17 protein-coding genes are annotated in these 14806 nt (G+C 30.0%); 14 read left to right on the forward strand and 3 right to left on the reverse strand.

From position 1 onward, the window contains the following. Positions 1–7: 7 nt before the first annotated feature. The 7 genes from DWV06_RS00820 (at position 8) to DWV06_RS00855 (ending at position 5978) form a co-directional block, all read left to right on the forward strand. Positions 8–172 (forward strand): Flp1 family type IVb pilin, encoded by a 165-nt coding sequence (locus DWV06_RS00820; RefSeq protein ID WP_115480282.1) that lies wholly within the window; start codon positions 8–10, stop codon positions 170–172. Beyond that, positions 138–1613 (forward strand): DUF5702 domain-containing protein, encoded by a 1476-nt coding sequence (locus tag DWV06_RS00825; RefSeq protein ID WP_115480283.1) that lies wholly within the window; start codon positions 138–140, stop codon positions 1611–1613. The genes DWV06_RS00820 and DWV06_RS00825 overlap by 35 nt, the downstream gene beginning before the upstream one ends. A gap of 20 nt (positions 1614–1633) precedes the next feature. After that, positions 1634–2500 carry a TadE/TadG family type IV pilus assembly protein gene (locus tag DWV06_RS00830; protein ID WP_115480284.1) on the forward strand — a complete coding sequence of 289 codons (867 nt, stop codon included), beginning with the start codon at positions 1634–1636 and terminating at the stop codon, positions 2498–2500. A gap of 13 nt (positions 2501–2513) precedes the next feature. Further along, positions 2514–2933 (forward strand): prepilin peptidase, encoded by a 420-nt coding sequence (locus tag DWV06_RS00835; RefSeq protein ID WP_162300536.1) that lies wholly within the window; start codon positions 2514–2516, stop codon positions 2931–2933. 225 nt (positions 2934–3158) lie between these two features. Next, a complete protein-coding gene (locus DWV06_RS00845) occupies positions 3159–3881 on the forward strand; it encodes a DUF6382 domain-containing protein (RefSeq protein WP_115480287.1) in 723 nt (240 codons plus the stop codon). Between the two features lie 12 nt (positions 3882–3893). Next, positions 3894–4916: a rhomboid family intramembrane serine protease gene (locus DWV06_RS18750; RefSeq protein ID WP_235828872.1), complete on the forward strand. Its 1023-nt coding sequence runs from the start codon at positions 3894–3896 to the stop codon at positions 4914–4916. A 63-nt stretch (positions 4917–4979) separates the two neighbouring features. Then, positions 4980–5978, forward strand: coding sequence for an SCP2 sterol-binding domain-containing protein (locus DWV06_RS00855; RefSeq protein WP_115480288.1), 999 nt, complete (start codon positions 4980–4982; stop codon positions 5976–5978). Positions 5979–5986: 8 nt separating this feature from the next. Here the strand turns inward: DWV06_RS00855 and DWV06_RS00860 are convergent, their stop codons facing one another. Next, positions 5987–6727 carry a sensor histidine kinase gene (locus DWV06_RS00860; protein WP_115480289.1) on the reverse strand — a complete coding sequence of 247 codons (741 nt, stop codon included), beginning with the start codon at positions 6725–6727 and terminating at the stop codon, positions 5987–5989. 167 nt (positions 6728–6894) lie between these two features. Here DWV06_RS00860 and DWV06_RS00865 point away from each other — a divergent pair, with 167 nt between their 5' ends. Continuing rightward, positions 6895–7308, forward strand: a complete 414-nt coding sequence (locus tag DWV06_RS00865) for an HIT family protein (protein ID WP_115480290.1) — start codon at positions 6895–6897, stop codon at positions 7306–7308. Positions 7309–7375: 67 nt separating this feature from the next. Here DWV06_RS00865 and DWV06_RS00870 read toward each other — a convergent pair whose 3' ends face one another. Continuing rightward, positions 7376–8446: an undecaprenyldiphospho-muramoylpentapeptide beta-N-acetylglucosaminyltransferase gene (locus DWV06_RS00870; protein WP_115480291.1), complete on the reverse strand. Its 1071-nt coding sequence runs from the start codon at positions 8444–8446 to the stop codon at positions 7376–7378. A gap of 352 nt (positions 8447–8798) precedes the next feature. Here DWV06_RS00870 and DWV06_RS00875 point away from each other — a divergent pair, with 352 nt between their 5' ends. Next, on the forward strand, positions 8799–9443 hold the full coding sequence (locus DWV06_RS00875) for a hypothetical protein (protein ID WP_115480292.1): 645 nt from the start codon (positions 8799–8801) through the stop codon (positions 9441–9443). Between the two features lie 99 nt (positions 9444–9542). Continuing rightward, entirely contained in the window at positions 9543–10238 is a 696-nt protein-coding gene (locus DWV06_RS00880) for a hypothetical protein (protein WP_235828873.1), read from the forward strand. Positions 10239–10244: 6 nt separating this feature from the next. Here DWV06_RS00880 and DWV06_RS00885 read toward each other — a convergent pair whose 3' ends face one another. After that, complete coding sequence (locus tag DWV06_RS00885; protein ID WP_115480294.1) at positions 10245–10514, reverse strand: hypothetical protein; 270 nt, start codon at positions 10512–10514, stop codon at positions 10245–10247. 389 nt (positions 10515–10903) lie between these two features. Here DWV06_RS00885 and DWV06_RS00890 point away from each other — a divergent pair, with 389 nt between their 5' ends. The 4 genes from DWV06_RS00890 (at position 10904) to DWV06_RS00905 (ending at position 14769) form a co-directional block, all read left to right on the forward strand. Beyond that, a complete protein-coding gene (locus DWV06_RS00890) occupies positions 10904–11422 on the forward strand; it encodes a transcription repressor NadR (protein ID WP_115480295.1) in 519 nt (172 codons plus the stop codon). A 163-nt stretch (positions 11423–11585) separates the two neighbouring features. Continuing rightward, complete coding sequence (locus DWV06_RS00895; protein WP_115480296.1) at positions 11586–12266, forward strand: GTP pyrophosphokinase; 681 nt, start codon at positions 11586–11588, stop codon at positions 12264–12266. 356 nt (positions 12267–12622) lie between these two features. Then, positions 12623–13780, forward strand: a complete 1158-nt coding sequence (locus tag DWV06_RS00900; RefSeq protein WP_115480297.1) for a hypothetical protein — start codon at positions 12623–12625, stop codon at positions 13778–13780. Positions 13781–13848: 68 nt separating this feature from the next. Then, the gene (locus tag DWV06_RS00905) at positions 13849–14769 is read left to right on the forward strand and encodes a S1 RNA-binding domain-containing protein (RefSeq protein ID WP_115480298.1); all 921 of its coding nucleotides are present in this window, start codon (positions 13849–13851) and stop codon (positions 14767–14769) included. Positions 14770–14806: the final 37 nt, after the last annotated feature.

Genomic DNA, 14806 nt, shown 5'->3' on the forward strand with positions numbered 1-14806 from the left:
GATTTTGATGAAGTTATTAAAAAAGTTAAAAGAAGAGGATGGAGTAGGGGCTATTGAAGTGATTTTAATATTAGTAGTACTGATCAGTTTGGTTATTATATTTAAAAGTAATATTCAAGCCTTAATGGGGTCGATATTTGAAAAGATTCAAAGCCAGAGTGGAACGATTTAAGCTTAATAATTTGAAGGGTAGCATTACTGTATTTTTAACATTTACTTTATTTTGTTTATGCAGCCTTATATGTCTGACGATTGAATCTGCCAGGCTATATGGATTAAAGGTGCAGGCGATAAACTCCTTAGATTTAGGTTTATATTCCGTTTTTGGAGAGTATAATAAAGAAATTCTGGAAAATTATGATTTGTTTTACATAGATAGTGCCTATGGTGAAGAATACAGGAAGGAGAAGTTAGAAAGAAGATTAAAAGAGTATATGGACTTTAATTTAAACCCGATGAAGGAGTCGAATGAAAAAGCATTTTTAGATTTGTGGCAAATTAGGATAGGGAATTGCAACATTACAAAACGGATTTGTGCAACAGATCAAAATGGAATTAGTTTTCGGAACCAGGCAATAGAATATATAGGTAGAAAGTTTAAGTTAGAGGATAAAATGAAAATACTTGATAATATTAAGAAGTCAAAAGAATTAAGTTTTCCGGATTTAAGAAATAAACTTGAGCAAATTATTAGATTAATTAGAAACGGAGCAGAGAACGACCCTCTGCTCCCGGCTGCTCAATTAATTGGAAATAAGGTACTATCTATCGTAAAAAATCAAGAATTTTCTACAAAAATAATTGATTTAAATAAAACATTATCGAATAGAAATCTAAATATATTCAATAAAGAACAAAGGGGCAATGAGACGGGAGAGGATGAAGAAACAATATGGCAGGGTTACCTGCTAGAAAAGTTTAAATCATATTTAGACCAGGAAAAAAGTAATTCTAAAAGAATATCAAATTCGGCACTAGATTATGAGTTAGAGTATATCTTATTTGGTCAAAGTAGTGATATCAAAAATCTAGAATTAGTAATTGAGCAGATATTTCAAATTCGGTTAGAGAAAAATTTAACCTATCTAAAAAACAGTACTGAAAAAATGAATGAAATGGATAATTTTATTGCAAATTTGGCAATAGAATCATTGAATCTTTTTCCAGAGAACATGACAAAAGAATCAATAATTCTTTTGTGGTCATATGGTGAAAGTTTAAATGACATATATCAGTTAATACAGGGAAATAAAGTTGTTTTTGATAAGACGGATAATACTTGGAGAATGGATTTAAATGATTTGTTAAATTTACCAGTAAGCATTAAAAAGGAAGAGACATCCGATGAAATTGGTTTCAGTTATAGGGATTATCTTCAAATCTTACTTTATTTAAATCGCTCCACTAACCAAAATATTAGAAGCTTAGATCTAATTGAAGAAAACATAAGAATGAATTCTGATAATAAAAGCATTCAAATCAATAATTTTGTTGAAGCTGTATATGTAAATTGCGAATTTCAGGGAGAACATATATTTCTGCAAATGCCTTTTCAAAAAATGCTATTTAAAAAGGACTACTATTTTAAAAAGGAGAGAGGTTATACTTATTGAAATTAAGGAGGTTTATGAGGGTGTCTCACATTAAATTAATGAAAAAAATAAAACAAAAATCTCTCTGTAAATCTGATTCAAAAATTAAATCGAAATATATTGATATGTTAAGTGAGGCATCCTCATGGATATCTTTTAGAAGAATAGCAGGGAGTTTTTCTGTTGAAGCGGCATTGGTATTACCTCTATTTTTATGGTTTGTAATAACACTATTTTATTTTTTCATATTTATTAATATTCAAGGTGATATTACTTTGGGAATGTCAAAAGTTTGCAAGGAACTGGGACAGTATCAATTCTGTCAGGAAGAATACTCGAATTATTTCACAGAAAATTACGTTAAAGAATCAATATTATGTGAAATAAAGAAGAGTAAATTCAATAATAGTTGTATTAAAGATGGACTAAGTGGTATTAATTGTAAATTAGATAATATAAACAAAAATAGAATTGATATTTTATTAAAATACAATTTTCACGTACCAGTACCTCTATTTGATCTGGCGAAATGGCCGGTTGTTCAAAGGAGTTATGTTCATAGTTGGACAGGCTTTGATAAGAATGAAACGAATAAAAATCAAGAGGAAACGGTATATATTACCGAAGATGGAAGTGCATATCATAAATATCGTTCTTGTGCTTATTTGGATTTAAATATACGGAGTGTTGAAATGAAAGATATCAGTAAAATAAGGAATAAGAGTGGAAGGAAATATCTACCGTGTGAAAAGTGTGTAAAAAGTAAGCAGTGTAAAATTGTATATATAACTGATTGGGGAGATAAATATCATACCTCTTTAAATTGTAGTGGATTGAAAAGGACCGTGTATGCAGTACCGATTTCTCAAGTAGGAAATCGGCATAAATGCCCTAAATGTTGGAAATAGAAAGAAGGTGGTAGTGATTATAACAAAAGGAATTCTAATAATATTACTTGTTATATGTTCAATTGAAGATATAAGAAAAAAAGTAGTTCATCTTCCAACAGTATTCTGTTTTAGTATTGTAGGTTTATTACTACAATATTATCAAAGAAATGAAAATATTTGGTCAATACTTGGAGGAATGGGAATAGGGGTGTTTGTATTATTTTTAAGTTATATAACTAAAGGAGGGGTAGGAAATGGTGATGGTATTTTATTAATAACTACAGGAATCTATTTAGGTTTAAAGAATAATCTACTTCTGTTTATAATAGCTGTCTTTGGAGTATCTGTTTGGGCGTTTCTTTTAGTGATAATTAAAAAAATATCATATAGAAATGAAATTCCTTTTATACCTTTTATGCTGTCTGCTTATATGGGAATGTTGTTTATATGAAAATTAAAGCAAGTTTTACTGTTGAGGCGAGTATGCTAATGCCAATAATAATGGTAATTATCATGTCGCTGATCTCTTACAATTTTTACTTACATAATTATTCCATTGAAAGGTCTAAAATGCTTATGTTAGAAATTATGAACGAGGAAAGTGAAAAACAATTAGACGTCAAACAGTTTATTCGCCAAAAAAGATATTGAAATAAAAAATTAAGGGAGGTTAATTGTGGAATTAGAGTTGGAGTATAAAAATGACTTATCTGAATGTAGTTTTACTTTAAATGAAAAAAATTATATTAATAACCCATACAAATTAATTATGTTAGAAAAGAATCAAATTCCTGGATTACTACCAGTTAGAATTTTATTAGTAGATCAATATACGCAGTTTCGTTACAATGTTAAAAACAAAAATACATTAGCAAGTGAATTAAAAAAACATAAGGTTTCATACGATATGTTAGAAAAACTTCGGAAAGGTTTATTAAATATAGCGCAATGCTTATCAGAATATTTGTTGGATATAGGGGATTTAATAATAAATATTGACTTTATTTATATTGAATACGAAACAAAAAATGTTTTTTTCTGCTATTTTCCGGGTAATAAGGTAGATTCTACTATAGAAATTAGAAACTTAATGGAGTTAATTATCAAAGAGATAGATCATACAGATGAAAAAGCAATGTTCTTAGGTTATCAAATGTATGACTTGGTAACGAAAACAAACTTTATTTTACAGGATTTGTTAATGCTTATTCCGTCAGATAAGAATCAAGATCATTTAAAGCCGAAAAGTGAATCAAAAGTGAAAAAAGAAGAGGTAGAATATTTAAATAATTATAAAAGAAATATAAAATTCATTGTAAAATTTATTGTTACTAGTATAATTGTTTTTGTAAGCATTTTGTTTTATTTAGTTATCAGGGGAGTACCCAATATTTTGTAAGGAAGTTAAACTATGAATATACTGCAATTAAAATCGATACTAGTAAACAATGGATATGAATATGTAGAAGAAATCAAACCTAAAGAGATAAGTGTTTTTTACCAAGGACTAATGGATAAAGAGTTAGTAATATTAGTGTTAAACCTTGATATGGATACGAATTTGTTAGGAGAGAATTTTACGAAGCTTCAAAAAAATATAAAAAGTATTTTTCAAACAGAAAAAGAAATTCAACTATTTTCGGTTATATTTACAAGTGAAGTTAAAAGGGTACATGATAATTTATGCGATTGTGAGAACTATTGGATTTATGATACCCAGAATAAAAAAACAATTATATATGAAAATCAGCCTGCCAACTTTTATGGTCTATATGAATTACTAGAAAATGATCATAATATGGAAAATATTTATGGAGCAGAAAAAAGAGATAGGAAAAAATATAAGAAGCCTATTGTTACTATAGGACTAATCGTGTTAAATATTATATTCTTTACTCTATTGGAATTATTAGGCTGCACAGAAGATTCAAGCTTTATGGCACATTATGGAGCATTGTTTGTGCCTTATGTGTTAGAAGGAAATCAATATTTTCGTTTCATTACATCTATGTTTATGCACTTTGGTATAAATCATTTGTTTAATAATATGATAATGCTTTTCTGCCTTGGAGAGATTTTAGAGAAACAAATTGGCAAAGTCTCATTTCTTACTGTATATTTGTTATCCGGTATAGGTGCAAACATAATCTCCTTTTGGTATTATTTAAAAGGAGATGAACTGGTGGTATCCGCAGGAGCCTCTGGAGCTATTTTTGGTATATTAGGTTCACTTTTGGTTGTAGTTGTTATGAATAAGGGCAAGTTAGAGTCTATAACTACATTGAGATTAATATTTATGATATGTTTAAGCCTTTATTTGGGCTATAGAGATATTAATACAAATAACGCTGCACATATTGGTGGACTGTTATTTGGAATTATATTAGGAATTATTCTGAGTATGATTATAGTTTTTAAGAGGAAAAAGAAATAGTACTTGCTCATTTTCTTGGGATATACTAAAATTAATTAGAATAATTATCAGAGAGGTATGAAAATGAATATAAACATTTATTATGGTGGCAGAGGTTTATTAGATGATCCAACATTATATGTTTTAAACAAAATACAAGAAGTCTTAGAAGAGTTACGTGTGACGGTCAAAAGATATAATTTGTTCGAGCAAAAGCATGAGATTGCAACGCTTCCCCAAACTCTAAAAGAGGCAGATGGAATCGTACTGGCTACTACTATTGAATGGTACGGTATTGGAGGATATATGCAGCAATTTCTTGATGCATGCTGGTTGTATGGTGATAAAGAAAAAATAGCCACATTGTACATGCAGCCCATTGTAATGTCCACTACTTACGGAGAGAGAGAAGGTAGATTAACGTTATCAAATGCATGGGAAATGCTTGGTGGAATGCCATGCGAAGGTCTATGTGGTTATGTTGATGATCTAGTACATTTCGAATTAAATAAAGATTATACTGATATTATAGAAAAGAAAGCTGAGAATCTATATCGTTCCATATCACAAAAAGTTAAATGGCTGCCAACTAGTAATCAAGCTGTGAAGAAAACTGTTTTGCGTACCCAGCCGATAGAACTGACTCCCCAAGAAAGTGAACAGCTATCTAAATATGTCTCTGATGATGATTATGTTAAAAAACAAAAAGAAGATATAGAAGAACTAGCACATTTATTTAAAGGATTGATGAAACAAGAAAAAGTGGATACAGAAATGGAGTATATCATGAGTTTAGAAAAACACTTTGTTCCACAAGAGGATTTTAAGGCAAGTTATTTGTTTATGATAGAAGAGAAAAAGAAACCATTAATAATAGAAGTCAATGATGGTGACTTAAATTGTTATTATGGTCATGAAGAAGAAGTAGATGTTATTACAAAATTAAAAGCAGATGTTTTAGAAAATATTCTTACCGGAAGAATGACATTTCAAAGGGCATTTATGACAGGGGAAATGACTGCAAAGGGAAATTTTAAAACATTAAGAATGTTAGATAAGATTTTTGTGTTCAATGAGTTATAACTAATATATCAAACACTTGAATTTATGGGAAGTAAAATGGTAAAACTAGTTCCGGCATCTTTTCGGGTAGAAAAGGTAATAGAACCACGATGTTGAGTTATAATTTTATGTGCATGAGAAAGTCCAATGCCTGTTCCGTTCTTTTTGGTAGTGACAAATAACTCAAAGATTTTATCCTCGTAAGCACTTGGAATTCCACAACCATTATCAATAACTTCTATCTTTGCATATTCATTTTCTAAAGATAAAATTATAGATACCTTCCCTTCTTTATCTAAAGCTTCAATTGCGTTATTGATTAGTGATATTAATACCTGACGAATTTTTAATGAATCACAAGTAACTGTTGGGTAATTTTGGTTCATGCATCTATATGAAATAGTATATGACTTTTTTGATAGAATTACCTGATAAGAAGCCACGAGCTTAGATATAAGTAAATCAAGATTAACTTGACTATAATCTAAAGTTGTAAATTTTGCATGTGTTGTAACCTCAACTAATAAATCATTAAGGGATTTTATATCTTCTTGAATTAAATCCCAATATTTAAAATCCTTAACTTGTGGATGTTTCGTTTCGATTAATTGTAGTGAACTTTTTAATAGTGTTAAAGGTGTACGTAATTCGTGTGAGATTGATGATAGAACATAAGTATGATAATTCATTAATTTTTCGACAGAATTTCGAAATTCAATATTTTCTTTCATCAAATTTTCAATTTTGGCAAAATCCGTATGATCTAGCAAAATAGTTCCTCCTTTCTAGATTAATTGGATCGATTTAGGGAATATAATCTAAATGTAACCCTTCATAAGTGTAACATTTGTTATTTAAAATAGCAATTCAATTATTCCAACAAAATATGACAAATAGTTTAGGAATAGAAAATATAATGGAAAGAGGTAGAAGTTTAATGAAAGATTGTAATTGTATTTTTTGTAAAATTGCCAATGGTGAGATTCCGACTAAGGCATTATACGAGGATGAAAAATTTATAGTAATTTTAGATCGTGGTCCCGCTTCGCGAGGACATGCATTGTTATTACCGAAAAATCATTATACAAGTTTATATGAGCTTCCTGATGATATAGCATCTCAAGCATTGGTACTTGCAAAAAAAATGGCAATCAAAATGACACGAGTATTAAAATGTGATGGATTTAATATACTACAGAATAATGGAGCAGTTGCCGGTCAATCTGTATTTCATTTTCATATGCATTTAATTCCTAGATATCTAGGTGATGAACATTTGAAAATCGGTTGGAATCCAGGAGAAATCAGTGAAGAAGAGATAGATGATTTGGTTCGATTAATTAAAGAGTAAGTATTGTAAAAGAGTTAGAAAGTAGTAATTTACTTCCTTCTGACTCTTTTACTAATTTGGATCTGTTCTAATTTTCTTTTGTAATATTATTGATTAACTGTAATATTGTTTCTATAGAGTTCATTTGACTACTGGCTTCCATGGCGGCAATATATTTTTGCCGATTTTTATATACATCTTTAATTGCATCTAGTAATTTAAGATTGCTAAGGGACTCTTCTTGCATTACATAACTAAAGCCTTGACTTTCAAAAGAATTTGCATTTAATATTTGATCTCCTCGACTAGCGTTTGCGGATAGAGGAATTAAAATATTCGGTTTATGAAGGGCTAAAAGTTCATAAATAGCATTAGCACCGGCACGTGAGATAACTAAATCTGCTAAAGCAAATAAGTCATTTAATTCTTTTCTTACATACTCAAACTGAATATAGCCTTCGTAATGGTCAAAGCTTGGTTCTAATTTGCCTTTTCCGCAAAGGTGAATTACTTGATATTCTTTTAACAGTTCGGGTAAAACTCCTCTTATAGTTTCATTGATAATAGCAGCACCTGAACTACCACCTATTACTAATAAGGTTGGTTTATTTGATGTGAATTGGCAAAACTCTAGTGCTCTAAGTTTGTTACCCGAAAGTAGTTCTTTTCTAATCGGAGAACCTGTTAGTACCGCTTTTTCTTTGGGTAAATAATCTAAGGTTTCCGGAAAGTTACAGCAGACTTTTGTTGCGCTGGGAATACAAATCTTATTTGCCAAACCTGGTGTTAAATCAGATTCATGTATAATAATTGGAATCTTTGCTCTTTTAGCTGCTAATACAACGGGAACGGCAACAAATCCACCTTTAGAAAAAATAACATTTGGTTTCAATGATTTCATGAGTTTCAGTGCTTGAGCATAACCTCTCAATACTTTAAATGGATCAATTAAATTTTTTACATCAAAGTATCTTCTTAATTTTCCAGAAGAAATTCCATAATAGGGAATGTCAAATTCTTCAATTAGTTTTTTTTCGATACCATTGTAGGAACCAATATAGTGGATGTCAAACCCCATTTCGGTTAAACCTGGTATTAGCGCGATGTTCGGCGTCACATGTCCTGCGGTCCCGCCGCCAGTTAATATGATTCGTTTCATTTTTCAATAATCCTCCATACATATGTATAAAATCACTAGTAAAATATCTAAATTATTATATCTATACATATAAAGAGCTCAAGAATGCTCCTTTTGCTTTATTGATTATAACAAATAAGTTTGAATTATTCTAGGATAAATATTTTGAAATATAAAAAACTCTCTTAAAAAATATATTTTTTCTGTATTTTAAGAAAGGATAAGACAAAATTCTCATTAAAATGTTGAAAATAAGGGATTACTTTTATTGGATTTATCTTTTCAAAAGGCTTGTCCTTCGTTATAATACAAATAATTCTATTAAAAATATAAGGACAAGTTAGTTCATGTAAATGCAGAAAGGGGTATGAAAATGAAGTTGTTATTAAGTGAAGAGGTATTTTCACGTATTCTGATAGGGATTTTAGGACTTGGAATTGTGTGCAAAATATGGTGGACATTTTTATACTTAAGATTAGTAAAAGAAACAGATAATATGAACAAAACAAAAAGTACTCAACTGAGGGCGCTTATGCTACAGTTTGAAAAGAAATACCAGATAAAAAAGGGAATACAAAACATTGAACTTTTTGTAGACAAGCATGTAAATCAAATGAAAGTTTGTGGTTTTCATATGCAAAATGCAAATAGAATTTCCCTTAGTCTTGCAATGATTAGTTTGATATTTTCCTGTGTCTGTGGATGGTGGTCATATCGCGGAAATGGTCAAATTGTACAAGCATTACAGTATTTAATTGAAGGAGTCCTTATAGCTTTAATTTTGTGTGGGATACATTTTATATATGATTTTGATAATCAGCGTGAAAATATTATAGTGAATATACAAGAATATTTGGAAAATGTATTTATTAATAAGTTGGAAATTAATAATCGTCAAGTTGTTATGACAGAGAAGGACAAATCTGATTCAATAGAAACGGAGGAAACGGATAAAACGATTGAAAATTTAGAAGAAAGCATGTTATTTAAAGAATTATTAGAAGAAATCTTTCCTTGAATTAAAGGACCTAGAAGTATTTTTAAAATACAACTAGGTCTTTATACATAAAAAATCTCATTTTACTCACACTAAAACTTAATAAAGAAAGAGATTAAAATGAGAGGACAAGTAAAGAAATGGATGAAAAATAAACGCTTATCTTTTGTATATATTATATTAATACTGCTTGTAATATATGTTGCAATTGACCAATTTTTAAATGAAAATTATGAAAACGTATTTTTATGTGTTTTAACAATGCTATTGTTTTCGATACCTAGTTTTATAGAGAAAAAGATTAAAGTAATGTTACCAGGTGCCTTAGAAGTTCTTATACTTCTATTTATTTTTGCGGCCGAAATACTGGGTGAGATCAATTCTTATTATGCAATGTTTCCTCATTGGGACGATATGCTTCATACAATTAATGGTTTTTTAGCAGCTGCGATAGGATTTTCCTTAATTGATATCTTAAATCAAAATGAGAGATTTATGATTACATTGTCTCCATTTTTTGTTGCAGTATTTGCGTTTTGTTTTTCTATGACAATAGGAGTGTTGTGGGAGTTCTTTGAATATGGTATGGATCAGCTCTTTGGGTTGGATATGCAAAAAGACACCTTATTAACTAAGGTGCCTTATATAGATATAGGCTTAATTGATACGATGACAGATTTAATTGTTAATTTTATTGGTGCGGTTACATTTTCTGTTTTTGGTTACCTTTATGTCAAAAACAGAGGGAAAGGAAAATTTGTCAATAAATTTATCCCCAAATTTATTAATAGTAAAAAAGATTCTAAAAAAGACTAAGTTAAGTCAAAAATCTTCATCTATGACTTGAATTTCAAGATAATCAAAATCAATTTCCTCAATAAAATTGTCCTTTGTAAATCGTGTCTTAGAAATACGTTTAAATTCATTGATATTTGAATCCAGCCATAGAGGATTCTCTAGATCAAAAGCAAGACAAATCTCTGTCAATGATTTAAACACTTTATGAGTTCTGGTATCATCAGAATCGTTTGTGATTACGATATCTTTCAGCAAATGATTATTTTTAAAGAGTTTGGCCCAAATTCGAAACATGATATATCATTTCCTTTCTATTTATGGTTTTCATTTAATTAACGTTCACTAATTTCTATAGAATGTTCTCAAGAAAAATCTTTTGGTAGTATATCACGAATTTAGAGTTTTCACAATGAAGAGTTTATATGTTAATTTAGAATAAAAATGATTATAAGGGAAGTAAGTATATACTTAGTTTCCTTTTTAATTTATAGAATTAAATTTCCTTAAGTTTTCGTTCTTTATAAAATGTTAAGATGGTCGTAGAAATTGCAATATTGACTAATCAGTACTATATGGTAAAATATGCGAATAGTATAATTTTGCTAGGGAAAATTGTTTAAAATAAAAATTGGTTGTTCTGATATATGAGAAATATATAGTTTAGACAAGTTTGGAGGTTGAGTATGGACGGAGATGCACGGAGAGAAAAAATACTAGGATTACTAGAAAATAGCGAAGAACCTGTATCAGGGAAAGAGTTGGCGAGTAAAATGGGAGTTAGCCGACAGGTCATCGTACAGGACGTGGCTTTGCTTAGAGCAGTCAATAAAAATATATTAGCTACCAACAAAGGTTATATGATGTATGGCGTATCAACAGAACTTAAAACCGCAAAAAAATCATTTAAAGTATTGCATAAAACAGAAGAAATCCAAGACGAATTATATTGTATCGTTGATCTGGGAGGAAAAGTACTGGATGTTGTTGTAGAACATAAAATATACGGGCAGATAAACGTAGACTTTATGGTTGAGAACCGACAAGATGTAGATGATTTTATAGACAAAATGGTTAAGTACAATAGTAAGGCATTAAAAGAATTAACAGCTGGTGTTCATTTCCACACAGTTGAAGCAAAAGATGAAGAAACTTTAATGCAGATAGAAGAAAAACTAATAGAGAAGGGATATTTAATAAAGTAAAATATATCATTCTTTTGGTTAAAAAAACTAGAAAATATTAACATTATATAAAAATTTTGATAAAATTGCCCAAAAAATAGAATGATATGATATAATATAAAAGAATAAAAATGAATATTAAGTTTAAAGATTACTGAGTATTCGACTAGAAGGATGTGGGGCAATGCAGTTTCCAGTTAAGTTGTATGAGGATGTGGATAGTTGGAAAACTATTATATTTTTATATAATTCAGCTTTAAAAGAAGTAAATACAAAACTCGAAATATTAAATGATGAATTTCAACATGTACATCAATATAATCCGATCGAACATATAAAATCCAGAATAAAATCAGCGGAAAGTATTGTTAAAAAATTAAAACGTAACGGTCATGAATCTACAATTGAAAATATGGTCGAGTATGTTAATGATATTGCGGGGATACGTGTTACCTGTTCATTTACAGCAGATATATATCGTATTGCTGAAATGATAGGAAAGCAAAGTGATTTAAAAGTACTTTCTATAAAGGATTATATTAAATACCCGAAAGAAAGTGGCTATAAAAGCTATCATATGCTGGTAGCAGTTCCGATTTATTTGTCAGACAGCGTGGTAGATACAAAAGTTGAGATTCAAATACGAACAATTGCAATGGACTTTTGGGCGAGTCTGGAACATAAAATATATTACAAATTTGAAGGAAATGCACCTGATTACATAAGCCGTGATTTAAAAGAGTGTGCGGAAATTGTATCGATGTTAGATGCAAAGATGTTATCTCTAAATGAAGCAATAAAGAAAAGTAGTCAGGAACAAATTGTTAGTAATGAAGATAAAACAAATTTCTGGAATCAAGATTAATGTATAAGAAGGACTCGAAAGGTTCCTTCTTATTTAATGTAAAATAATGGAAAAAAGGCATAACGAGGAGTGCCTCGATATCATAGATACCGAGGCTATTATGAAAAAATATAAATATGTGTAAAAATCAACGATCAACACATATTCCGAATCAATTTTAAGTATAACAATGCTTTATGAATAAAATATGAACCACTAGTAAAATAACTGTGAAAATGCTAAAATATGGGTGAATGTTAGAAAAAACAGACAATTTTTGGTGGAAATTTAAACAGTTGTAAAAATCACCAGAAAGTGCTAAAATATAACCATTAGATTTGATTTTTTAAGCCATATTTTACTTTGAGGAGGAAATAATGAGCGTAAATGGTTTTAAAAAGCTACTTATGGCTAGGAATAGCCAATATTATAATGATAAGCAAAAGAAGGCGAGGGCAAAAAAATTGAACAGTGAAAATGTAAAAAATTATTCAACAGAGGTCGAAGAAATGAACCCATTACTTCAACAAATTGAGTTGCTGAAAGCAAAGGCAATGGAGTGGCAGGAAGAGATTAAGAATCAAGATGAAAATGTTAGATTAATCGAACAAATTGCACAATTGGAGGAAATTTCAAGACGTTTGGAGTCTCAGATTAGACAATTGGATTCAGCTGATGGCAGAATTGCTGAGCAGACTCATCAGATTGGTAAAAAAATCGCTTATCAGATGGGCCAAATCACAGATAGATTTGATGATTTGGAACGTGGTTTGAGTCGTGATCTAAATGAGAGCTTTGCAGAGATGCTTGAAAAAATTGATACAGAATCAGCTGATGAGATTAACCGTAGTACAAGTTTAGAAAGCGAAGAAAAACTTGAACAGGTGAAAGCAGAGCTGCTTAGCAAAATAGACAGAGCATTCTCAACTCAGACAATACCTGCGACAAGTGAAAAAATCGATCAATTAAAAGCAGATATTTTTGCAAGAATGGATCGAGAGCTTCTTAATAAAACTACACCAGTCACTGAACAAAAATTAGAAGAAGTGAAGGTAGAATTGTTCTCTAGAATCGATCGTATTTTGTTAGAAAGGGATAATACAGAATACGATAAGAAATTAGAAATACTTAAATTAGAAATTACAGAAAAAATTGACCGCGTTATAAGTGCAATTCAGGCTTCAGGAAATGATATTAAATTAGATGAAATGAAATTAGAAGTTCTACGGAAAATTGATTTGCTGGCAAGTCAAGAAGAATCCAAAGGAACCGATGAGAAACTGGAGGAACTTAAAACAGAAATTTTTGAGCATGTGCATAAAGAGTGTGTGAAACAATATCGAAATATTCAGCTGCTTTTTGATGAAGCGTCAAACGGAAAAGATAATAACGCAGAAACAGGAGAACTTCAAAAAGAAGTAAAATCTAGTGCTAAGTTGATAAGATATTCGTTTGGAATAGGTTTATTAAATTTTGTTATTTTATTGGCATATATTTTAATGCAAATCGGTATTATTCCGGGATTCGTACAATAATAAAATTAGAATGTATTTTTGTTGCAAAATGAGGGATATATAAGAGTATAATATAATGAGGTGAAAATATGGCTGAAGAATTAAACTTAAAAGAAGAATCAATGCAGGATTATGAAAAAGAAATTAATGACTCATTTAAAAAGGTAATAGAAGGAGATGTATTAAAAGGAGTTGTGATAAGTGTTACTGATACAGAAGTAACACTTGATCTGGGTTATTATACTGATGGTATCATAAAAGTAGAAGATTTTAGTGATGATCCGGATTTCGCTGTGAAAGAGCAAGTAACAACCGGTGATGTATTGGAAGCAACAGTGATTGCGGTTGATGATGGACAGGGACATATTTTGTTATCCAAAAAAGAAGCAAACAGAGTACTGGCATGGGATAAATTAAGAAGTCTTATGGAAGAAGAAGCCAAGATTACAGTAAAAATACAGGGTGTTGTGAAAGCTGGTGTAATAACTTATGTAGAAGGTATAAGAGCCTTTGTTCCTGCTTCTCAGCTATCTCTTGGATATGTAGAAGATTTAGAAGAATGGTTATTAAAAGAGATTGAGGTTAAAATTATTACCGTAGATGAAGGCAGACAAAAACTAATTTTATCAGCAAAAGAAATTTTAAAGGAAGAAGCTGAAAAAGAACGAAAGAATAAAATTTCAAATTTACAAGTAGGTCTTGTGGCAGAGGGAATCGTCGATACGATAAAACCTTATGGAGCATTTGTACAGTTAGAAAATGGACTGACAGGTTTATTACATGTTTCACAAATTTGTGCGAAAAGAATAAAAACACCTTGGGAAATTTTAAAAGAAGGCCAAAAAATTACGGTGAAAGTCACAGATATGAAAGATGGAAAACTTAGTCTTAGTATGAAAGCACTTCAAGATGTGACAGATAGTAATAGAAAAGAAGAAATTTATGAACTCGAAGAAACTGAAGAAATTGGGACTTGTTTAGGGGATTTATTTAAGAATATTAAACTGTAAAGAGATGCATAATAAAATTAGGGGTTATATACAAAGT

This window comes from Anaerosacchariphilus polymeriproducens, from assembly GCF_003363435.1.
Taxonomy (GTDB): Bacteria; Bacillota; Clostridia; order Lachnospirales; family Lachnospiraceae; genus Anaerosacchariphilus; species Anaerosacchariphilus polymeriproducens.